This is a genomic window from Alphaproteobacteria bacterium (assembly GCA_039980135.1).
Lineage (GTDB): Bacteria > Pseudomonadota > Alphaproteobacteria > UBA6615 > UBA6615 > UBA8079.
This window is the reverse complement of sequence record JBDXCV010000010.1, coordinates 54,838-77,371: the sequence shown is the minus strand read 5'-3', so window position 1 is coordinate 77,371 and position 22,534 is coordinate 54,838. Positions and strand designations below refer to the sequence as shown.

Annotated in this window: 18 protein-coding genes; 5 read left to right on the top strand and 13 right to left on the bottom strand. The window is 61.5% G+C overall.

From position 1 onward, the window contains the following. The coding region (locus ABJ363_14690; GenBank protein ID MEP4380244.1) for a PKD domain-containing protein at positions 1-2,412 on the bottom strand (2,412 nt) is incomplete at its 3' end. A 289-nt stretch (positions 2,413-2,701) separates the two neighbouring features. Here ABJ363_14690 and ABJ363_14685 point away from each other — a divergent pair. Beyond that, the gene (locus ABJ363_14685; protein ID MEP4380243.1) at positions 2,702-3,001 is read left to right on the top strand and encodes a hypothetical protein; all 300 of its coding nucleotides are present in this window, start codon (positions 2,702-2,704) and stop codon (positions 2,999-3,001) included. A 90-nt stretch (positions 3,002-3,091) separates the two neighbouring features. Here ABJ363_14685 and ABJ363_14680 read toward each other — a convergent pair whose 3' ends face one another. The 4 genes from ABJ363_14680 to xdhA all read right to left on the bottom strand — a co-directional run bounded on the left by ABJ363_14680 (position 3,092) and on the right by xdhA (position 9,288). Beyond that, positions 3,092-3,295, bottom strand: coding sequence for a cold-shock protein (locus tag ABJ363_14680; protein ID MEP4380242.1), 204 nt, complete (start codon positions 3,293-3,295; stop codon positions 3,092-3,094). Between the two features lie 299 nt (positions 3,296-3,594). Next, the gene (typA, locus tag ABJ363_14675) at positions 3,595-5,424 is read right to left on the bottom strand and encodes a translational GTPase TypA (protein MEP4380241.1); all 1,830 of its coding nucleotides are present in this window, start codon (positions 5,422-5,424) and stop codon (positions 3,595-3,597) included. Positions 5,425-5,566: 142 nt separating this feature from the next. Then, positions 5,567-7,885, bottom strand: coding sequence for a xanthine dehydrogenase molybdopterin binding subunit (gene xdhB / locus ABJ363_14670; GenBank protein MEP4380240.1), 2,319 nt, complete (start codon positions 7,883-7,885; stop codon positions 5,567-5,569). Continuing rightward, entirely contained in the window at positions 7,882-9,288 is a 1,407-nt protein-coding gene (gene xdhA / locus ABJ363_14665) for a xanthine dehydrogenase small subunit (protein MEP4380239.1), read from the bottom strand. Before xdhA ends, xdhB begins: the two co-directional genes overlap by 4 nt. 213 nt (positions 9,289-9,501) lie before the next feature. Here xdhA and ABJ363_14660 point away from each other — a divergent pair, with 213 nt between their 5' ends. After that, positions 9,502-9,984 carry a nucleoside deaminase gene (locus tag ABJ363_14660; GenBank protein ID MEP4380238.1) on the top strand — a complete coding sequence of 161 codons (483 nt, stop codon included), beginning with the start codon at positions 9,502-9,504 and terminating at the stop codon, positions 9,982-9,984. Positions 9,985-9,989: 5 nt separating this feature from the next. Here ABJ363_14660 and ABJ363_14655 read toward each other — a convergent pair whose 3' ends face one another. Genes ABJ363_14655 through dctP form a run of 4 tightly spaced genes read right to left on the bottom strand, consistent with a single transcriptional unit; the run spans position 9,990 to position 14,532 of the window. Next, on the bottom strand, positions 9,990-11,624 hold the full coding sequence (locus ABJ363_14655) for an alkaline phosphatase family protein (GenBank protein MEP4380237.1): 1,635 nt from the start codon (positions 11,622-11,624) through the stop codon (positions 9,990-9,992). Positions 11,625-11,650: 26 nt separating this feature from the next. Then, on the bottom strand, positions 11,651-12,946 hold the full coding sequence (locus ABJ363_14650; GenBank protein ID MEP4380236.1) for a TRAP transporter large permease: 1,296 nt from the start codon (positions 12,944-12,946) through the stop codon (positions 11,651-11,653). Continuing rightward, on the bottom strand, positions 12,943-13,452 hold the full coding sequence (locus ABJ363_14645) for a TRAP transporter small permease (GenBank protein ID MEP4380235.1): 510 nt from the start codon (positions 13,450-13,452) through the stop codon (positions 12,943-12,945). Before ABJ363_14645 ends, ABJ363_14650 begins: the two co-directional genes overlap by 4 nt. A gap of 42 nt (positions 13,453-13,494) precedes the next feature. Next, the gene (gene dctP, locus ABJ363_14640) at positions 13,495-14,532 is read right to left on the bottom strand and encodes a TRAP transporter substrate-binding protein DctP (GenBank protein ID MEP4380234.1); all 1,038 of its coding nucleotides are present in this window, start codon (positions 14,530-14,532) and stop codon (positions 13,495-13,497) included. A 117-nt stretch (positions 14,533-14,649) separates the two neighbouring features. Here dctP and ABJ363_14635 point away from each other — a divergent pair, with 117 nt between their 5' ends. After that, complete coding sequence (locus ABJ363_14635) at positions 14,650-15,597, top strand: LysR family transcriptional regulator (protein MEP4380233.1); 948 nt, start codon at positions 14,650-14,652, stop codon at positions 15,595-15,597. Positions 15,598-15,604: 7 nt separating this feature from the next. Here ABJ363_14635 and ABJ363_14630 read toward each other — a convergent pair whose 3' ends face one another. Next, positions 15,605-16,813 (bottom strand): alpha/beta hydrolase, encoded by a 1,209-nt coding sequence (locus ABJ363_14630; protein MEP4380232.1) that lies wholly within the window; start codon positions 16,811-16,813, stop codon positions 15,605-15,607. 155 nt (positions 16,814-16,968) lie between these two features. Next, a complete protein-coding gene (locus tag ABJ363_14625; GenBank protein MEP4380231.1) occupies positions 16,969-17,649 on the bottom strand; it encodes a hypothetical protein in 681 nt (226 codons plus the stop codon). 325 nt (positions 17,650-17,974) lie between these two features. Here ABJ363_14625 and ABJ363_14620 point away from each other — a divergent pair, with 325 nt between their 5' ends. Continuing rightward, positions 17,975-19,459, top strand: a complete 1,485-nt coding sequence (locus ABJ363_14620; GenBank protein MEP4380230.1) for a SulP family inorganic anion transporter — start codon at positions 17,975-17,977, stop codon at positions 19,457-19,459. Between the two features lies 1 nt (position 19,460). Beyond that, the gene (locus ABJ363_14615; GenBank protein ID MEP4380229.1) at positions 19,461-20,324 is read left to right on the top strand and encodes a universal stress protein; all 864 of its coding nucleotides are present in this window, start codon (positions 19,461-19,463) and stop codon (positions 20,322-20,324) included. 12 nt (positions 20,325-20,336) lie between these two features. On the opposite strand, the gene ABJ363_14610 is transcribed toward ABJ363_14615, so the two are convergent. After that, a complete protein-coding gene (locus tag ABJ363_14610; GenBank protein MEP4380228.1) occupies positions 20,337-20,741 on the bottom strand; it encodes a cupin domain-containing protein in 405 nt (134 codons plus the stop codon). A 166-nt stretch (positions 20,742-20,907) separates the two neighbouring features. Then, positions 20,908-22,143: an aromatic ring-hydroxylating dioxygenase subunit alpha gene (locus ABJ363_14605; protein ID MEP4380227.1), complete on the bottom strand. Its 1,236-nt coding sequence runs from the start codon at positions 22,141-22,143 to the stop codon at positions 20,908-20,910. Between the last annotated feature and the right edge of the window lie 391 nt (positions 22,144-22,534).

Below are 22,534 nucleotides of genomic sequence, written 5' to 3'. Positions count from 1 at the left end.
GATCGAGGCAACGCCGCCATCGTCGTCGGTCACCGTGCCGGTCACCGCGTAGGTGTCCGACGGGGTCGCCGTCGGGTTGTCGTCGAGATACTGATGATCGACCGAGAACTCCCGCGTCGTCGGGTTCCACGTCACCAGATCACCGCCGATGTCGGCGCCGCTCAGCCCTGATGTACCCAGCGCAATGCTGCTCGTCTCGCCGTTGCCCCAGTCCAGGTCCAGCGTGAACGTGTCCTGCGTGCCCGGATCGACAATCGTGCCCGAAAGGGTCGCGTAGTCGTCCTCGTCAATCGAAGACGTCAGCGCGATGCCCGTCACCTCGGGGGCGACGTTGTCGACCTGCACGGTCGTCGAGGCGCTGTCCACGCCGCCGTCATCGTCTTCAACCGACACGTCGATCGTGTAGGTATCCGAAAGTGTCGCCGTCGGGTCATCGTCGAGATACTGATGGGTCGCGGAGAAGGTCTGTGAGCCCGTCGCGCTGGCCGGCAGCGTGATCGTCTCGATGTTCCCGTCACCCCAGTCGATGTCCACCCTGAAGGTATCGGCAGTACCCGGGTCGGCCACAGTTGCTGTCAGGGTCGCGACGCCGTCTTCGACAATCGAATCGACCGCACCCAGAGTCACCGTCGGAGCGACGTTGCCAATGGTCGCCGTCAGCGTATCGGAATCGCTGCCACCATCATCATCCGTGACTGTCACCGTGACGTCATATTCGCCATTGTCGGCATAGACATGGTTGCCGGTGACAGTCCCCGAACCGCCCGGCGTACCGGTGACCGTGCCCGTCGTGACCGTGCCATCGCCCCAGTCGATCGTCGCCGTGTGGGTATCGTTGACGCCCACATCCGTGAAGTCCTTGGTCACGGTCACAGCCGTGCCTTCGTCGCCGGTCACGGAATCGATGCTGAATGTCGAATAGGTGACGTTGCCCTGGGAGAAGTTATAGAAGCCGAGGCTGCCGGCCGGGAATGGCCCGCCGCCGAAATCGGCAGAATCGATGTCGATCTCCAGGGTGCCGTTGACGAAAATCTGGAGATTGTCGGGGGTGTAGCTGAACGTGAACTCGTTGGTGGCGAGGTCGCTCCAGCCGGTCGAACCGAGCGTCGTGCCTTCGGCGAGTTCGGTCACCGCACCGCTGTGACCCCAGAAATCCTGATTGTTGGTCGTCAGGCCGTTGACGCGGGATACCGCGAGGCCTGCCTCGCCGAGCTGGGATCCAAAGAATTGGTTACCCTGCTTCCAGTCGATCAAGAGGAAGTCTGAAGCCGAGTTTGTCGTCAGGTCGCCGGCATCGAAGCCCAGCACAAAACCGATGAAATCGTCGTCACCGGTGGTGTTGACCGTGATCTTGCCCTGGAAGTCGCCCGCGAACGGTACATCGCTGTAATAGACAGTCGGGTTACCATTGATCGACTGGTTAACCGTCTCCCCGCCGGCTGACACGGTCCAGTTACCGGCACCGGCATTGAAATCCTCTTGCGACCAGGTCCCGAGATCGACCGCGCCATCTTCAATAACCGGGGCGACATTGTTGACCTGGATGGTCGTCGAATCCGTATCCGTGCCCCCGCGCGAATCGCTGACCCGGACATTCACGGTCGAGAGGTCGAATGGCGTCGCGGTCGGGTCGTCATCGGCGAACGGAATCGTCAGGACGCCGGTCGAATTCGACACGTCGTATGTGCCATCATTGTCGATGTCAAACTCGTAGGTGAGGCCACCCGTGGTCGCGTCGGGATCGGATGCGACGACCGTCACGGTCGCCGAATCGCCCTCGTCCACCGGCCCACTGTTGGTGACGCTGCTGATGATCGGCGAGATGTTCGGCGGTTGGCCGACATTGACGAGACCGCCGTCTACACCCGCCGTGAAATCGAAAAAGTTGTCGCCCGGGTCAACATCCGAAAGCTGGAAGGCGACGGCCCCGCCGGAAAGGGAACTGAAAAAGTTCGACAGGGTCGTCGCATCATTCGAATAGAACCAGCCGGTATCGAGCGTGTTGTTTCCGAACCCGGTGCCACTGGAAATCAGGGTCAGCCCGTCCGCAGACGTCCGGTTCGTCGCCACGTCACTGAAGTCGCCGAAATTCACGCCGTTCAGGAGCAGGTCATTCTGGCCGTCGTCAAAATTGCCCGGCGCCGTATCGCCATCAAGGACTGTAATACGTATCGCCACCTCGGAAAGACCGCCGCCGAGCGCGTTGAGTATGGTGGCGTCGAATCCGGACTGGGTGCCGATCGTCCCGGGTGATCCGGAGAAGAAGCCCTCGAAAAGACTGCTGGCAGAGAGCTGACTGACAACGCGCGCGCCGTTGAGGCCGATCATGTCCAGGACAATGCCGCCGATTTCGGTGACGCCTGCCGGTACTGCGCCACCGCTGGTCGGAGATGTGGTTGTCAATGTTGTCATGATGTGCCCCCCCCAGGACGAATTCGAATCTCGTCCGCTATGCGGCCAACCGCACGCGCAACAGCGATTCTTTATTAACAATTTACTAATATTGACGTGCGGGGGTACCGTCAATTATTTCGGGGGATATTAACCAAACAAAATAAACAATATACACCTCTTAATGGTTGTTTTTTGGCATACATTACCCTTTAAAGTTGTATTTCACTAGGATGTTTATCTTTTTTATTCAAGGAATTACAGCCCAACACACATATTTCACTGAATGTATATTGTCCGAGGACGCAAATTGTCGATTGAATTGCGCATCGATCAATGGGCCGTCAGCATGGGGTGTCATGCCCAGAAAGGCCCGAGTCAGGCCATCGCCCGGGCAAACGACCCCAACGCATGGTTCGCCGGCAAAGCGGGCGAGATCAATTGTCATCGAGTGGACCGGCGGCATGCCCAAACGCAGGGCCGCCATACCGGGCGTGGCGACGCCATATTCGAGATACAGCGCAAACCGTTGTCCCGAACAAAAAACAGCACGCGAAACCCGTCGCCCACGTTCATCAAAGACGAACGCATCGACGGGGCGTGCTGTTGATCCAGATCTGGCCATGGTCACGGCCGGAACTGGAAAATGGTCCGGAGAACGGACCGGGCCTAAGCCCGGTCCCTCCGGAACATCAGATACTTAGGCGGCCGACAGATCGACGGCCTTCGGGCCGCGCTGGTCGTCCTGAACCTGGAAGTTAACCTTCTGACCCTCGGTCAGGGTTCCCATTCCGGCCTGCTCAACAGCGGTCACGTGAACGAACACGTCCTTGCCGCCATCGTCGGGTGCAATGAAACCAAAACCACGGGTGGTGTTGAAGAACTTTACGGTACCTGTAGGCATTTGTACTTTTCCAATCGTCGTAAATCACGCAAACACCATGTCTGCGAGTTGAGACCAGCTTCGCCTGCTTATCCGGAGGTCGTATCGCCGCAACAGAATTGCGGAATTCGGCTCGCTCGAAGTCAGAGAGCAGATTTCATTGCGCGGAAGATGGGCCGGATCGGCCCCGTTGGCAAGTAATCTCTTGTTTCACTTCGTTGAATTATGGGCCAAAGCCCGGAATTCGCGGCGTTTCGGTACGCTTGTATGGATCCCGCGTGGAGATTTACGCGTCTTGCGCCAGCCCTTTTCGCCAAAAATCAGGCCGCGCGGCTGGCCTTCTTGCGCTCATGCTCCTTGAGGAACCGCTTGCGGATCCGGATCGATTCCGGCGTCACCTCGACCAGTTCGTCATCGTCGATGAATTCGAGTGCATATTCCAGCGTCACCTTGACCGGTGTCGTGAGGACGAGGTTCTCGTCGGTGCCGGCGGCGCGAATGTTGGTCAGTTGCTTGGCCTTGAGCGGGTTGACCATCAGGTCATTGGCCCGCGCGTGAATGCCGATCACCATGCCTTCATAAACCTGCGCACCATGGCCGAGCATGAGCTGGCCGCGTTCCTGCAGGTTGAACAGCGCGTAGGCGCGCGCCATCCCGGTATCCGTGGCAACCAGCACACCGCGCTGGCGCTGGGCGAGTTCGCCCGCGACGCGAGGACCGTAGTGATCGAAGGCGTGATACATCAGCCCGCTGCCGGATGTCTGGGTCAGGAACGTCGAGCGGATGCCGATCAGGCCGCGGGTCGGCACCAGATAGTCGAGCCGCACACGGCCGTTGCCGTCGGGCGCCATGTTCTTGAGCTCGGCCTTGCGGGTGCCGAGCAGTTCCATCACCGCGCCCTGATGCTCTTCCTCGATATCGACGGTCAGGGTCTCCCACGGCTCATGGACCACCCCATCGACCATATGGGTGATGACCTCGGGCCGTGAAATCGCCAATTCGTAGCCCTCGCGGCGCATATTCTCGATCAGGATCGACAGATGCAGCTCGCCGCGCCCCGACACCTTGAAGCGATCGGCGCTGTCGGTATCCTCGACGCGAAGCGCCACATTGTGGAGCAGCTCTTCCTGCAGGCGGTCGCGGATGTTGCGGCTGGTGACATACTTCCCGTCCTGTCCAGCGAAGGGAGAATCATTCACCTGGAATGTCATCGAGATCGTCGGCTGGTCCACACTCAGGGGCGGCAACGCCTCGACCGTTTCGGTGTCGCAGAGCGTGTCGGAAATATTCAGCTTGTCGAGGCCGGAAAAAGCGATGATATCGCCGGCCGACGCCTCTTCATGCTCGACCCGATCGAGCCCATGAAAACCGAGCACCTGAAGCAATTTCCCCTGTCGTTGCGCGCCGTCCGCACCGACGACCGTGACTGTCGCGTTGCGGCGGACATGGCCGCGCGCGATGCGCCCGATCCCGATCACGCCCACATAGGATGAATAGTCGAGTGCCGAGACCTGGAGCTGAAACGGCCCGTCCCGGTCGACCGCCGGCGGGTCCACCTGTTCGACGATGGTCTGAAACAGGATATTCATGTCGTCACCGCGGACATCCGACGCCTCGGACGCCCAGCCTTCAATCGCCGAGGCGAACACGGTGGTGAAATCGAGCTGCTCGTCGGTGGCGCCGAGCCGGTCAAACAGATCGAATGTCTGGTCGACGGCCCAGTCGGGCCGTGCGCCGGTGCGGTCGACCTTGTTGACGACGACCACCGGCTTCAGGCCCGCTTCGAGCGCCTTGCGGGTGACGAAGGCCGTCTGCGGCATCGGTCCCTCGACGGCATCGACCAGCAACAGCACCGAATCCACCATCGACAGCACGCGTTCGACCCCGCCGCCGAAATCGGCATGGCCCGGGGTGTCGACGATGTTGATGCGCCAGCCGTCCCAGTCGATGGCCGTGTTCTTCGACAGGATGGTAATGCCGCGCTCGCGCTCGAGATCGTTGGAATCCATCACCCGCTCGCGCGCCACCGCGTCACCATGGGTGACGATGGTGCCGGACTGGCGGAGCAACTGATCGACAAGCGTCGTCTTGCCATGATCGACATGGGCGACGATCGCGATATTGCGAATTTTCTCTGCGGAAGCGGACATCTGGATAAACCCAAAAAAAGCGCCGCCATCGAGGGCGGCCGGACAATATGGGCACGCGTTAGCACGAAAACCCGGTTCGTGGCGAGAAACTTTGCTGCAACTGCGAAGAAACGGCCAAAACGGCCCGGTCAGCCAGGGCTGCTCAACCGGTATTGCGGGACCGAATATCCTCGACCGCCATCAGGATCGCCTCCGGCGTGGCCGGCGCATCCAGTTTCGGCAGCAGGCGGTGATCAGCGATGCGCGAGACCGCATCGCGGATCGCCAGCCAGACCGAAATTGCCAGCATCAGCGGCGGCTCCCCGACGGCCTTGGAATGGAACACCGTCGGCACCCGGTTCGGCGCGTCTTCGAGAATATGGACGTTGAACACGGGCGGCACATCGCGACTTCCGGGAATCTTGTAGGTCGACGGCCCATGCGTGAGCAGCTGGCCCTTGTCGTTCCAGACCAGTTCCTCGGACGTCAGCCAGCCCTGCCCCTGCACGAAGGCACCCTCGATCTGGCCGATGTCGATCGCCGGGTTCAGGGAGTTGCCGCAATCCTGCAGCATGTCGGCCCGCAGCACCCGGCTCTCCCCGGTCAGGGTATCGATCACAACCTCGGTGATCGCGGCCCCATAAGTGAAATAATAGAACGGATTGCCGATCAGGGACTTGGCATCCCAGTGCAGGCCCGGCGTTGAATAGAAGCCGGCGGCGGAAAGCTGGATACGGCGATTATACGTCTCTTCCGCCAACTCCCCGAAGGACAGGCTTTCGTTGCCGGCATAGACACGGTTCTGGCGGAAGTCGATCTGGTCGGCGTCGGTATCGAAAATTTCCGCCGCGACGCCGGTCATCCGTTCCTTGATCGTGTTCGCGGCATTGAATGCCGCCATGCCGTTGAGATCGGATCCGGACGAGGCCGCCGTCGCCGACGTGTTGGGCACCTTGTCCGTGCGGGTCGCGGAAATCTTGATGTTGTCGAGGTCAATCTGGAACACCGACGCGACGACCTGCGCCACCTTGGTGAACAGCCCCTGCCCCATCTCGGTGCCGCCATGGTTCAGATGGACGCTGCCGTCGGCATAGACATGCACCAGCGCGCCGGCCTGGTTCAGCTTGGGTGTGTTGAACGAGATACCGAACTTCACCGGCATCAGGGCGAGGCCCTTCTTCAGGGTCGTATGGCTCGCATTGAAATCATCGACCGCCTTCGACATGCCGTCGAAATCGACCTCCGCCCGCAGCCGATCGACCAGCGGCACGATGATGTTGTCCTTCACCGTCTGCTGGTACGGCGTCACATTGCGGTCGTCGGTGCCGTAGTAGTTGATCGCCCGCACCTCATCGAGGGTCATCCCGAGTTCGCGCGCGACATGCTCCAGCATCGTCTCGATCACGATCATCCCCTGGGGGCCGCCGAAACCGCGGAACGCGGTATTCGACACCGTGTTGGTCTTGCAGGGATAGCCGCTCAGGCGGGCGTTCGGCAGGTAATAGCAATTGTCCGCATGGCACAGCGCACGGGCGAGCACGCCGGGGCTGAGGTCTGCCACATTGCCCGAACGCATCCCCATCAGGATATCGACGCCTTCGATCCGGCCCGTCTCGTCGAACCCGGCCTCGTAGCGGTACAGGAAGTCATGACGCTTGCCGGTGACGATCATGTCGTCGTCGCGGCGCAAGCGGAGCTTGGCGGGACGGCCGGTGATGTCCGCCATGAGCGCGGCGATGGCGGCGATGATCGTGGGCTGGCTTTCCTTGCCGCCGAAACCGCCACCCATACGACGCACCTCGACCGTCACGGCGTTCGTCTGAACACCCAGCGTGTGCGCCACCCCGTGCTGGACCTCGCTCGGGTGCTGGGTCGAGCTGTAGATATCGAGGTCACCATCGTCACGGGGCACCGCCAGCGCAATGTTGCTCTCGAGATAGAAATGATCCTGGCCGCCGCAGCGCAGCTCGCCCTTGATCCGCCGGGGTGCGGCCGCAATCGCCGCATCGGGATCGCCATAGGTCATGATTTGCGGCGGATAGGTATATTGCTCGCGTTCCAGCGCGTCCTCGATATCGAGGACCGGCGTCAGCTCTTCATACTCGACCACCACTTTTGCGGCGGCCGCGCGCGCCTGGTCATAGGTGTCCGCCGCCACGGCCACGACCGGCGCGCCGGCATAATCCGCGATGCCGTCGGCCAGTACCGGCTCACCCTCGAAGATGGGCCCGATGTCATTGTGCCCCGGAATATCGGCAGCGGTCGCGATGCCGCGCACACCGTCCATGTTCCGCGCAGCCGACACATCGACCGAGACAATACGGGCATGGGCGTGTGGCGATGTGACCAGCACGATCTCCTGGGTACCGGGCAGGAGCGGCATATCGTCGATGTAACGCGCCAGTCCCGACACATGCCCACGGGCGCTGTCATGACGAACGCTGCTATGAACCGCGCCCCGAATATCGCCGTCTGCGTTCATAACGTGGTCACCTCGATATCTTCGGCGCCTTCGAGATCGCGATGCAGGCGCACAAACAGGTTTGCGGCGACACGCACCCGATAATCCGCGGTCGCCCGGTGATCGTCGATCGGCTGGAAATCTTCACCCACCGCCGCACCGGCGCGCGCGGCAGCTTCCTCGGACCATGGCTGCCCGACAAGCGCGGCCTCGCACCGGGGTGCACGCTTCGGTGTTGCCGCCATGCCGCCAAACGCAATGCGCGCCTCGGTGACGATGCCGCCGGAGATGGTCAGCCGGAACGCGCCGACGACAGCGGAGATATCCTGATCGTAGCGTTTGGAAACCTTGTAGCTGCGGAAGACCTGATCAGCCCCCAGCTTCGGGATGGTAAGCGATGCAATAACCTCGTCCTTGGCCAGATCGGTCTTGCGGTAATCGAGGAAGAAATCCTCGAGTGATATTTCGCGATCCCCGTTCGGACCCTGCAGGGTGAGGCTGGTATCGAGCGCGATCAGGCAGGGCGGCGTATCGCCGATGGGCGAGGCGTTGCCGATGTTCCCGCCGAAGGTTCCCACATTCCTGATCTGTCGCGATCCGATCCGGTGGATCAGCACCGCGAAGGACGGATACAGGTCCTCGATCCGTGCCATGGCCTCGGAATAGGTAACAGCCGCACCCAGGGTGATGGCGGCATCGTCTTCGTCGATAAGTTTCAGTTCAGCGACATTCTGGGTGAAGATCGTGACAGGAAACCTCTTGCGATCCTTGGCGAAGCTGAGACCCAAATCCGTTCCGCCCGACAGCAGCGGGGCGTCGGGATGCTCAACCCGTGCCGCCACGAGCGCCTCCAGGCTTTTCGGCGCCACAAATGACTGTCCCCGCGCCTCATAGAGTTCGCCGGCCTCGGGTTCCGGCGCCGTCGTGATCGCCGGGTCTTCGACTTTTCCCGACGCCGCGGCATGGGCGGCGGCGACGATCGACCGGTAGCCCGTGCACCGGCATAGATTGCCGGCCAGGGCATCGTGAACAACTTCATCCGAGACGCGTTCGCCCGAGTGGCGCAACGCGTGCAGCGCCATGACGAAACCCGGCGTACAGAAGCCGCACTGGGTACCGTCCTCGTCGACGATCGCCGCCTGAACCGCCTCCAGTTCGCCGCCCTTGTCCGACAGGCCTTCCACCGTGGCGAGGCGCGTGCCGTCCAGTTGGCCCATGGTCAGAAGGCAGGAATTCACCGCCTCGACCCTGTCGGCGCCATTGCGCACCATGACAATCGAGCAGGCGCCGCAGTCACCTTCCGCGCAGCCCTCCTTTGTGCCCGTGAGGCCCGCATCCTCGCGCAGATATTCCAGCACCGTGCGGGTCGGAGAGACCGATGTCTCCGTGCGCGCTTCGCCGTTCAGTATAAAATTGATCGCCACTTTCGACCTCAGTTTCGCACTGATTCCGCCGGTGACTCCTCGTCACGAACGGAACAAACAAGTCAGATTATCGCGCACGCAACCAGATGGCGACCCCGGTGAGATAAATGCACCAACACTGGCCCAAACCGGGGCGCGTGATACCATGGGACAGCCAGTCAATAGTGCCCGCGCGCAAATACAGGCGCGGCGCCTTCAGAGGACAGACCGGGTATGGACGCCGATACGGATCACGAAAGCTTCATGCGGGCGGCCATCGCCCTGTCGCAAAAGAATGTCGACACCGGCACCGGCGGCCCCTTCGGCGCCGTGATCGTGCGCGACGGCGAGATCATCGGCGAAGGCACCAATCAGGTCACGAGTTCGAACGATCCGACCGCGCATGCGGAAGTCGTCGCCATCCGGCAGGCCTGCGAACGGTTGGGAACATTCAACCTTGAGGGCTGCGTCGTTTACACGAGCTGCGAGCCCTGCCCCATGTGCCTGAGCGCCATCTACTGGGCCCGCCTCGACCGGATTTTCTACGGCAACACCAAGACCGACGCTGCAAAAATCGATTTCGACGACGATTTTCTCTACCGCGAAATTCCCAAGCCGATCAGCGATCGCAGCATCCCCACCGAACAGCTGCTGCACGACGAGTCCATCGCGGCGTTCGACGCCTGGGCGAAGTCCGAGATCAAGATTCCGTACTAGACGGGTTATTTATCCAGGTTGACCGGCGGGTGGACACTCTTGCGTCCGGACTCGCGGAGTTCTTCCTCGTCCCAGAAGCCTATCTGGATGCCCGGCGGCTCGCCACCGGCGGCCATGCGTTCGATCTGTTGTGGTGCACGCGTAATCCGGGTGTGGTGCCGGCGCGCCCATGCAAACAGCGCCTCATGCAGTTCCGTTCGAACAGCCTCATGCTCCGGCTCGGTACCGAGATCGACGAGCTCGTCGGGATCGCTCTCGAGGTCGAACAGCAACGGCCGGAAACCCTCGGCCAGGATGTATTTCCAGCGCCCGTCGAAAATCATCAGCAGACGGGCATCAGCCTGATCGATTTCGAGCTCGGTGCGTGACTGACGGGTCGCATAGTCATATTCGGAGATCGCGTATTTGCGCCATTCGGTCTTGCGTCCTTCGAGAATGGGGACCAGCGAGCGGCCTTCCATGATGTGCGGCTTTGCCTCGCCACCCATCAACTCGACGAAGGTCGGGGCCAGATCGATTCCCTCGACCAGGGCATCCGACGTCGTTCCACGCGTCGCGTCGGCCTCTTCGCGCGGATCGTAGATGATCAGCGGAATGCGGGCCGAGGCGTCATGGAAGAGATCCTTTTCGCCGAGCCAGTGGTCACCCAGATAGTCGCCATGATCAGACGACATCACGACCATGGTGTCATCCATGCGCCCGCTTTCTTCCAGATAAGCGAACAGACGCCCCATCTGATCGTCGAGCTGTTTGATCAGCCCCATATAGGCCGGGATCACCCGCTCACGCACCTCGTCACGGGAGAAGGCCTTGCAGACCCGATGGTTTTGCCATGCCCTATAGACGGGGTGGTCGGTCATCCGCTCAGCGTTGGACCGCACAGGCGCGATGACGTCATCGGGCCCGTACATGTCGTGATAGGGAGGCGGCACGATATAGGGCCAGTGGGGCTTGATGTAAGAGAGGTGGCAGAGCCAGGGCGTGTCGCCCGCCTGCTCCATGAACTCGATCCCGCGGGTGGTCATATAGGGCGTTTCGGAATGCTCTTCCGGCACCCGCGCAGGCTTGTTCGAGTTCTCCATAAGCCAGCCGGACAGGAGCGCGCCATCCTCGTCCTCAGCCGAGTTGGCCCATTCCTCCCACGGATTATCACCGCCCAGCCCCTGGTCGCGCAGATACTGGTCATAGTTGGGATTGACGTCGTAGTAGCCCTCCGGGTGCATGCCGTCATCGCGCTCGAACGGCGTGAACCCGCATTCGGCCGTGTGCACGCCGATGATGGATTCCGGATCGATGCCCAGCCGCTTCATGCCTTCCGTATCCGGAATCATGTGGGTCTTGCCGACCAGCGCGCATTCCGCGCCGAGTTCGCGCAGATGATCGCCCAGGGTTGGCTCGCCGACCCGCAGGGGAAAACCGTTCCAGGTGGCGCCGTGGCTGCGCACATAGCGACCGGTGTAGAAACTCATCCGCGAAGGGCCGCAGATCGGCGACTGCACATAGGCCTTGTTGAATCGAACGCCGCGCGACGCGAGACGGTCGATATGCGGCGTCTCCAGATGGGGATGGCCGTAGCAGGACAGGTAATCCCAACGCAGCTGGTCGGCCATGATCCAGAGAACATTCTTCATTTTGCCCATAGCAATCTCCTGCGGACGGGCGTCCGCTACTCCATGAGTTTCGGCAGGAAGGTGGCGATTTCCGGCAGCCAGAAAACCAGCACCAGTGCAATTACATCCGCGACGATAAACGCCACGACACCTTTGAAAATATGCCCAAGCCTGATGTCCGGCATGACAGACCGCACGACGAAGACATTCATCCCGATCGGCGGTGTGATCAGCCCCAACTCGGTCACGAGGACCACGAGAATACCGAACCAGATCATGTCCACACCCGCCGCAAACAACGACGGCAGAAAGACAGGCACCAGCAGCAGCAGGATGCCGATGGACTCAAAGACCATTCCCATCAGGACAGCGATGAACATGACGAAGATGACGATCTGGGTGCCGGTAAGTTCGAAATCGTCGACAATATCGACGAGGTCATAGGGTAGCCCCGACAAGTTGATGAACTGGGCAAACACCAGAGCGCCGAAGATGACGATAAACAGCGTCGCCGTGGTCCGGGTCGCCTCGACCAGCGCGTCACGCCACTCCGTCAGGTTACGCAAATGGCCGCGCATGAAGGCAATCGCTGCGGCCCCCACCGCGCCGATACCCGAGGCTTCGGTCGGGGTGAATATCTTGCCGTAGATTCCGCCGAGCACCAGCACAAACAGTGCCAGCACCGGCCAGACGGCGCGTTGTGCCCGTCGCGCCTCTTCCGGATCGAGGGGTTCGCCCGCCGGACCCGCTTCGGGGTTCAACCGCACGACAACCGCGACGGCCCCCATGAACAGCGCGACAAGAAGGATGCCCGGCAGAACTCCGGCGATGAACAGCTTGCCGATGTCCTGCTCGGCAACGATGCCGAAGATCACCAGCGGGACCGATGGCGGAATCATGATGCCCAATGTGCCACCTGCGGCAATCGTCCCGGACGACAGGCTGTCGTGATAGCGGTATCTGCGCATTGGCCCCATGGCCACGCGGGTCATGGTCGCCGCTGTGGCGACAGACGACCCCGACACCGCCGAGAAGCCGGCACAGGCGACGACCGTCGAGAGCGCGAGTCCGCCACGAAAACGCCCGAGCCCGGAATAGGCTGCCGTGTAGAGGTCTTTCGAAAGGTCCGCCCGGTAGATGAATACGCCCATCAGGATGAACAACGGGATGACGCTCAGATTGTAGGACATCGCGTCGTCCATGATCTGCTGACCCGTCATGGACAGGGCCGGCGACCAGCCACGCTCGAGCGCGAACCCGACGAGCCCGACAAGCAGGGTCGCGAAACCGACGCGGAACCCGAAGAAACACAGAAGCAGAAGTATGCCGAAGCCGATTAACGCGGTGCTCACAGCGGATCTCCGTGCTCGCCACGCCACTCCGGGTCGCCCTGCAGAAACAAGCCGAGTATCTGGACGATCAGACTGATCACGGAGAGCCCGGCAACCGTCCCGGCGACCACCACCAGCGGCCACTCAAGCACGACGGTGAAGCTACCGATTTCATGGGCCTCTATGGCGAAGATCGTCAGCTGCCAGGCGATGATCGACATGACGCCGACGGAGAATGTCTGGACGAGAATCGGTTGCAGGCGGGGAAACCGCTTCAGCAGCCACGGCTCGAAAAGTTCGACCGTGATGTGGCTGTCATGGGCGTTGATCAGGCTCAGCCCGCCGAAGATCGTCATGGCGAGCAGAAACTGGATCATTTCCGCCGCGCCAAAGATCGGCGCGGTGAAGACGTAACGTCCGATGACGTCGACGAAGGTCAACGCCATCATGATGAACAAGAGGGTGGCCGAAAAAGCCTCCAGAACCGAGAGGATACGCGGCAACACGGCGCGCGCGACGGACTGCATGGCGTACCCTCCCCGATTCAGGATGTCGTCCCGGGCTTCAGCCTAGAGCTTCGATAACTCATTGACGCGGCTGACGTAGAAATCATAGGCAGCCTGACCGTCGATGCCCTTGTCCGTGGCTTTCTTGATCCAGCCCGCGGTTAGAAACTTCGACTGCTCCGTCAACGCCGCCTCGAATGCCGGGTCGGCGTCATGAATCGAAATGTTCCACTCGTTTCTGAACTTTTCGAGTGCCGCCTTGTCACCGTCGACCCAGAACTGGGCCGCCATGCGACCGAACTTCGGACCGCTGACCGCCGTGATGGCCGCCTGGTCTTCCGGCGAAATCTCGGCCCATTTCTTCTCGTTGATCACGAAGGAGAAGCTGGTCGAGTAGATACGGGTTTTGAACTGGGTCATCGACTTGGTGTACGGCCCGAGCTGGAACGCGGCGATCGACACCGGGCTGAGCCCGATATGACCGTCCACCACGCCACGCGAGATGACCTCGTTGGCCTGCACGGCCGGACCGGCCACAACACCGACACCAACCTTCTTCATCAGGTTCGCAACCGTGCCGGGCAGCGCCCAGATCTTGCGCGACTTGAGGTCGTCGATCGAATTGATCGGCGTGTCGTTCTGGCTGTAGACCTCGGCGGGCGTGATCACCCACATCGACAAGGCATGAACACCCTTATACTCGTCCGGGAAGTACTTCTGGTAGGTCTCCCAAAGCGCCTGCGACATGGCCGGCGCATCGGCGCTCGCCACGAACGGGTTCATCGCGACCAGCGGGCCCGTCACGCGGTTGGCGACGAAGCCATTGAACTGGACCGCGGCATCGGCGATGCCCTTCTCGACCGAGCCCCACTGCTCCGGCGGTGACGCCAGGGACTTCGGCGGAATCTGTATCGACACGCGACCGTCCGTCGCTTCCTCGACCCATTCGCCCCAGGTCGGCAGCACCTTGGTGCACATATAGTGCTGCGGTGCCCAGAAGCAGTTGGTCAGAATACGGGTTTTCGCGTGCGCTTGTCCGGGCAGCGATATCATCGCGGCGACCACAGCGGATGCGAATGCAAGGTTAAGTACAATACGCATTGTCATCTCCCTTTGTTATTCATGGGACCGGTATTCCCGGCCTCTGTTGCTGACAGGTTATCCCAGACACAAATTATTGAAAAATCATGATAGATCATGTCATCATATCAATCAGATATGTCTATTGATCCCAAGCATCTCATTCAACTGACTGAAATTCTCGACTGCGGGTCCTTTACCCTGGCTGCCGAACGACTGAACACCAGCCAGCCGGCGCTCAGCCGCATGGCCAGCGCACTTGAGGTGCGAATCGGTGCACCGATCTTTGCCTCACGGCGTAATCCGGTCACGCCGACGGCCCTCGGGACGGAACTTGCCAGCTACGGACGCTCGATCCGTGCCGCGACCAATCAGATATCCGAACTGGCCGAGCGTGTGGCGGCAGGTGAACAGGGCGAACTGCGCATCGGCGCACCACCATTTCACAGCCACCGGGTGGCATCGAGCTTCATTGCATCCTGGCTGCAGCGTTTCCCCGAAATCAGGATCGTGCTGCAAAACGGGTACGCGCCCGCACTCCTGACCCAGCTGGTGGAAGGCAATCTCGACCTGATCATGGCGCCGGTCGATGTCATCGAGGGCATCCCGAACCTGATCGTCGAGCGGCTAACCCGCGGCGAGAATGTGATCGTGGGGCGGATCGGGCACCCGCTGCTCGACGTCCCGCACATCACCCCGCAATTGCTGTCACAGGCGCGCTGGATCACCCATGCCCGCGACAGCCTGCTGAACCGCGACACGCGTCTCGCCCTCACCGCCGTCGGCGTGGACTACATCGATCTGCCCGCGTTCGAAAGCAATTCGGCCAGCGCCATGCATGCGGTGATGGAAAACTCCGATATGCTCACCGTGCTGCCCGACCTGATTGCGGGGAACCTGGTGGAATCTGGCGGCTATGCGATTCTGCCGTTTCGCCTGCCTGGGCCGTACCGCCCGTTTGGCTACATCACCCACGAGGCCCGGCAGACCCCGGCACTGACGGCGTTCTGCGAAGGGCTGGCGGTCGATATCGCGAAAGACTATGCCCGGGCCCAACAAATCTGCGAGCAGGCGCTCGGTGCGTAGGCAGCGACTACTCCCACCAGTGGAGCGCATCCTGTCCCGCGCCCTGCAGGCCGTTGGGGCCGCCACCGCCGGTCCGCAGATACATCTTCTTGTCGTGTCCTGCACCGTATTTGCCGTTCAGCGCATCGACCAGCCAGTCGTGACACATCATGTGATGATCGTGGCGCGGCTGCGCTTCTCCGAACATGCGCGCCTGATGGTAGGTGTCCTCGTAGACCCACAATTCCTTGGGCGCGTTGATCTTGTCGTAGAAATCGTAGACCAGCTCGACCGGGCTGCGGGAATCATACTCGCCGACCGTCATCAGGACCGGACATTTGATGTCGGCCTCGCGGCCCTCAACGGTCATCTGTTTGACCCAGCCGTCGAGTTCTTCCTCGCTCGAGGCGCCCATCAGGTAGCCGAACAGTTGCTTGTAGCGCGGCGAGAAGGTGTCGAGGATGAAGTACTTGTCGAGCGCGGACGTCCATGGGGCCGCCACCGCCTTGATCAGCGGATGGCCCGAGGCCGCAACCTCCAGACCCCAATGGGCCCCCATTGAGAGCGCGTAGACAACGATCTTCTCGGCATCGACCTCTTCGCGTTCGGCCATGTGCTCGGCGATTGCCAACACCGCGCGCTCATAGTTGTCCGGCGTCAGCTTGATCCCGCGCAGGTTCGACATGCCCTGCCCCGGCCCGTCGATCACCAGCATGTGCATCCCGCGCAGGTGAGACTGCATGATGCGCGGATCGGGATAATTTTCCTTGGTCATGTCGCAGCCCGGGATGAAGATCACCAGCGGCGCGTTCGGTTTGTCCGGCAGCATGTGAAAATTGCACTGCAACTCGTCTCCTTCGAACGGCACTTCCAGGCGCTCGATCGGGTATGGCGCATGCTCGATCACCTTTTCGTAGTTGGCGATGCAGCGGCCGTGCAGGTAGCGCTTCTCATCATTGTTCTCGAGCACCGGGTGCTGTGCCAGCGCGAAGGTGGACGACGCGCGATAGTAAAGCTCAAACGCCGTTGCCGAATGCCCGGCGGTCTCTTCCTCCGCCGCGACCCTTTCGAGCCGCTGGCCGATGCGCCCGAGATGCTTGGAAATCTGGGCGTGGCTTTTCACGCTCCTGGGCAGCGGGCGCCCGTCCTCGTCCCAGTGAAAGACCTTGCCGGTCTCCTGAACGAGATAATCGAAAATCCATTGCTGACCGTCGCGTTCGAGTCTGGGCGCGCGCATGGTTGAATTCCTCCCTGAAGATCACCGGACCGTTGTCCATACCAACCGTTGTGGTGACCGACGAGGAGTCGGCTCAAGTAACACGTCGCAAGTGCCTCGTCGGACCTGGTCCGTTGCTTCTTGAAGTCTGCGCCCGGTCCAGCGCACACCGCGGATTAGTCGGACAGTGCAAACGCCGCCAGCGGGTCGATCCAGAGCGGGTGCGGCTTGTAGAAAAGCCGATGCCCGGCGCCGGCGTTGTAAACCTGATTGCGGTACACGGCATCGGCGGCGTTCAGCGCCAGATCGCAATCGCCCGCCGACGTATCGGTGCGATCCCAAGCGACAAAAAAGTGGCCACGCATCAATTTCGCGCGCCGTTTGGAGAATTGTTCGTACGACCTGCGAAACTCCGTCCCCTTTGCGCCGCAACCCGCCATGACCGCGTATTTGATTCCGTCATTTTCAACGAAGCTCGAGGTCAGCAACGTCATGAATCCGCCCCTGGAGAATCCCGAAACGGTAATGTTCCTCGCCGGGACGCCGGCTTGCAGCATCCCGTTGACCTGCGCCGCGATCTTCCTCGCATACTGGCCCGGGTTCGTGTCGAGGCGCACCTCGCCGATTACAATCAGCCCCTTGTCCGCCAACGCGTCTAGTGCCCCGGGATAGTTCGATTCACCATGTGCACCCGCCCGTTCGACATGACGTCCGCGCATGTAGAACAGATACTTCGCCGTCGGATCGGGCTGTTCGGGTGGTTTCCGCAGAACCTCACCAGCGTGGGTTGTCGGCGCACCGATCAGAATCGTCGCCACAAACACGAACGTGAAGAATGCCCTCGACAATCTGGTCATGCCCATTCTCTGGTTCGCAGCAAACGTCACTTCGGCGCACGACGCCGAAAGCGGTCCCCGGCAAGGATCATATGACGGGATCAATCTGTTGAGTACCGGGAATGAAAGCTGCACGATCGTTTACGATACGGCCTTTGACGCGACCACCCGGCCACCGACTCCATGTTGCAATGCAACATAACTCCGCCTATGTACGGGTATGCCGTCTGCACCGGGGCTTATCCGGAGCGCGGCCAATCCATACAGGTCTTCGCACCTCAAAACCCTAGCGTTGCCCGCCTCGGCCCATTCGCCGGCGGTCGAAAGCGCGTGATTCGGACGCCTTATGATCTCTTTCTCCGCCTACCGAGAACAATGGTTCGGCAACATACGCCCTGACATTCTCGCCGGACTGGTCGTCGCCCTGGCCCTCATCCCCGAGGCGATCGCCTTTTCCATCATCGCCGGTGTCGACCCCAAGGTCGGGCTCTACGCATCCTTCTCCATCGCGGTGATCTGCGCGTTCACGGGCGGACGCCCGGGCATGATTTCGGCCGCGACAGCCGCCACGGCCGTCCTCATGGTGACCCTGGTCAAGGAATACGGGCTTGAGTATCTGCTCGCGACCACGGTGCTGGCGGGCCTGATCCAGATCGCCGCCGGGATGCTCAAGCTCGGCAATGTGATGCGGTTCGTATCGCGCTCGGTCATGACCGGCTTCGTCAACGCGCTGGCGATCCTGATCTTCATGGCCCAGTTGCCGGAGCTGATCGGCGTGCCCTGGCTGACCTATGTGATGGTCGCCGCCGGTCTGGCGATCATCTACCTGTTTCCCTATGTCACGAAGGCGGTCCCCTCACCGCTGATCTGCATCTTCGCGCTGACCGCGGTCACGATGACATTCGGCTTCGACGTGCGCACCGTGGGCGACATGGGCGAGCTGCCCTCGACCCTGCCAGTCTTCCTGCTGCCGGATATCCCGCTCAATCTCGAGACCCTGCGGATCATCTTCCCGGTCGCCGCCGCCGTGGCCGCCGTCGGCCTGCTCGAATCCCTGATGACCGCCTCGATCGTCGACGATCTGACCGACGAGCCCAGCGACAAGAACCAGGAATGCATCGGCCAAGGCCTCGCCAACACCGCGACCGGTTTCATCGGCGGCATGGCGGGCTGCGCCATGATCGGCCAGTCGATGATCAACGTGAAGTCGGGCGGGCGCGGGCGCCTGTCCACCTTCACCGCGGGCGCGGTGCTGCTGTTCCTGATCGTGGTGCTCGGTGACTGGGTGCGCCAGATCCCCATGGCGGCCCTCGTCGCCATCATGATCATGGTCTCGATCGGTACCTTCAGCTGGTCGTCGATCAAGGCGCTGCGCACCCATCCGCGCAGCTCGTCGATCGTCATGCTCGCCACCGTCGCCAGCGTCGTGTTCACCCACAACCTCGCCATCGGCGTGCTGGTGGGCGTGCTGCTGTCGGGCATCTTCTTCACCTGGAAGATCGCGCAGATATTCCGTGTCTCCTCCACCATCTCACCCGACGGCAAGACCCGTACCTACGTCGTGGAGGGGCAGGTCTTCTTCGCGTCCGCCGGCGCGTTCAACACCGCGTTCGATTTCCGCGAGGCGCTCGAGCAGGTGGTCATCGACGTCAGCGGAGCGCATATCTGGGATATCTCAAGCGTGGCCGCACTGGACATGGTCGTGCTCAAGTTCCGCCGCGAGGGGGCCGAGGTCGAGATCATCGGCCTGAACAAGGCCAGCGAGACCATCGTCGACAAGCTGGCCATTCACGACCGGCCCGGCGCGTTGCAGCAGTTGATGGGGCACTAGGATGACCAACTTGCAAAAGCTCATCGCGTTCGTGGATGGTTCCGTCTATTCGCAAAGCGTGTGCGATCATGCGGCCTGGGTTTCGAGCCGCACCGGTGCTGCCGTCGAAGTCCATCATGTGCTCGGCCGCCGCGAAGGCGCCCCCGAACGCGCCAATCTGAGCGGCAACATCACGCTGGGTGCACGGACGTCATTGCTCGAAGAGCTCACCGACCTCGACGCCCAGCGCGCCAAGCTGTCCCAGAAGATCGGTCGCGCGATACTTGATGACGCCCAGGCCCGACTGGAAAACGCCGGCGTGAAGGACGTCGCGGTGCGCCTGCGCTCCGGCGACATTATCGACACCGTCACCGATACCGAGGCCGACGCCGGCCTGATCGTTATCGGCAAGCGCGGGGAAGCCGCCGACTTCGCGAAACTGCATCTCGGTTCGAACCTGGAACGGGTCGTGCGGTCCAGCAGCAAGCCGGTGCTGGTCGCCGCGCGGGCCTTCAACCCGATCAAGCGCTTCATGATCGCTTTCGACGGCGGCACCAGCGGCATGAAAGCGGTCGATCACGTGTCCCGCAGTCCTCTTTTTGCTGGACTGAGTTGCCGGTTGTTGATGGTCGGCGCGGACAACGCAGACAACCGCAAGGCGCTGGACGATGCCCGCGCCATGCTCGACGCGGGCAGCTACACCGTCGAGGCCGATATCCTGCCGGGCCAGCCCGAGACCGTGATCTCGGACGCGGTGACGCGTGAGGGCATCGACCTCCTCGTGATGGGCGCCTACGGCCATTCGCGGATTCGCAACCTGATCATCGGCTCGACCACGACCGAGATGGTCCGCAGCTGCAAGATACCGGTGATCCTGTACCGGTAGGCGCGTTGCCGTTCAGGCGTTTTTTTCCGCCTCGTCGAGCCGCTGCACCATCTCATCCAGGTTCGGAATCTCCGTGTAATCCTCGCTGAGCGCACCCGAGCCCGCCGGGCTCTTGCAGGTGAAGAAGCGGCACTCGTCTCCGAGCAGGCGTATGCCGTGCGGAACGCCGCGCGGGATATACACCATGTCGCCGGGGCCGATGATTTCGACTTCGTCGCCGAGAATCGTCGCGAGGCGCCCCTCGAGCAGATAGAACCATTGCTCGTCGGTCGGATGAACATGGGGTGGCGGCGCTTCGCCTTGTGCGTAGGTCACGATGCCGGCCTTGATCAGCTCGCCGCCATACTGCTTCATCATGATGTGCGGGCGCGCGCTGTCCGGCGTCGGCACCATTTCGTCGCCTTTGTAGATCGGCATGAATCTTCCCCCTTTATTTTCAAAGCAAAATATTCTTCGGGGCAATCATGAGCCAGAAACGCCGATTTGCTCAACCCTCATGGGGCGATGACGCAGGGGGGAGTAGTCCTGTCGGTGGTACGGGCCCTACGTCTATTCGTGCAGGCTCCGCAACCCGGCCATCGGCTCAAGGACCTGCGGCGCGCGCGCTCATATATGACCGCAAGAGCCATGCATTGAACTGGAGGAGCGTTGTCTCCAACGGCATATACCGTCCATCGGGTACAAAGCGGGATTTCTTGCCTGCCTGAACCCCAAGATTGACCGGGATATCCTGCACCCAGATTTTTTTGGCGCCGGCGCGCACCGCGGTCGCGCGCGCCGCAAAGTCCTCACGCTCGTGGGTCGCGCGCGGCAGAAGCCATCCGCCCGCCGTGACACGGTCGTTCGACGCGAGCGTCGCCTCCACGCCAACCGGCGCCACAAGCTGATACGAGATCGCTCCCGGCGCAAATATGAGGGTCATGCTGGGCGGGATGAGCGCGAAGGTGACATGGCTTCGCTGCGCCGCAGACAAGGTTTCGATGGCCGGAAATTCCGCTGCTTCGCCCCATCCGTCTTCCATCATGCCGCCATCGGGGCGCAACAACGGCACGGTCCGCACGATCGCATTGTCGCCTGCCGCCATGGGAGTGAACGCAACACCGCCGTCGGGATGATTGCTGGGAGCGAAATCATGGGTGCCGCGATGCACGAACTCGGGATGATAGGCGTCAGTGAAATTCTCTGCGTGTATCTTCCAGTTCCAAGGCAGGGCCTCCTCCGCCATCTTCGGCGGCACGGCGACCAGGTCGGCCGCTTCATAGCCCGTCCAGAAGGGCTCGACCTTGGCAAGGCTTGGCGCCAGGGGCCGGGCGTCGGGATCGAGGTTGATGAACAGAAATCCGTGCCAGTTTTCAAGACGCACGGCGGGAAGACGAACAGAATTCCGCAGGCAGGCGATGGTTTCATCGTCTTCAATCCTGGGAGCGCCGACAAGGCGCCCGGTCAGGTCGTAGCTCCAGAAGTGCAAGGGACAGCGGAAGAATCGGCCCGTCGCGCCGGACTCGCTCGAAATAACCTGTCCACGATGCTGGCACACGGCGCTCATCGCCCCGATCGAGCCATCCACGCGTCGCACCACGAGGACAGGTTCGTCGCCGACCTGATGGAAGAGATAGTCTCCCGGTTCCGGGATCTGCTCTTCACGCCCGATGCACATCCATGCGCGTGGAAACACCTCATGCTTTTCGAATTCGAAGAATTCGGGCGACGTGTAGCATTCGGCTGGTAACATCGGCGCACCGTCCACATGATCGCCGGGTGGGGGTAGTTTATCCAGGATGGCCTGAACAGCCGATCCCCCTGTGATCGAAACGGTCATAATTATTTGATCCTTGCGCGCGTTTGTTTGGGTTTGGACATGCCAAACAATCAGCAAGAATCGTACCAGTGGTGTCGGCGCGCAATGTGCGTGGAATTACTGGCGTTCGAGCCGCACCGGCGTTGGCGAACTGTTCATGATCAAGCCAACAGGCACATTTTTTTGGCAATTGCGGAAGACAACGGAGCTTGAGGGCTGGCCCGGTTCCGGTCGCGCGCATGCTTGAGACGAAAATTCTCCCTCGAGGCTGTTAGGCCGTCCTGCCAGACCGAGACGGTTGTCTCGGAGGCCGTTGTGTCGCAGGCCTTTGCGAGCGGTGACAACAAAGCGGCAGTCCGACTGGTCCAACCCGTACGGTACGAGCGCAATTATTCTAATCGAAGTGTGACTT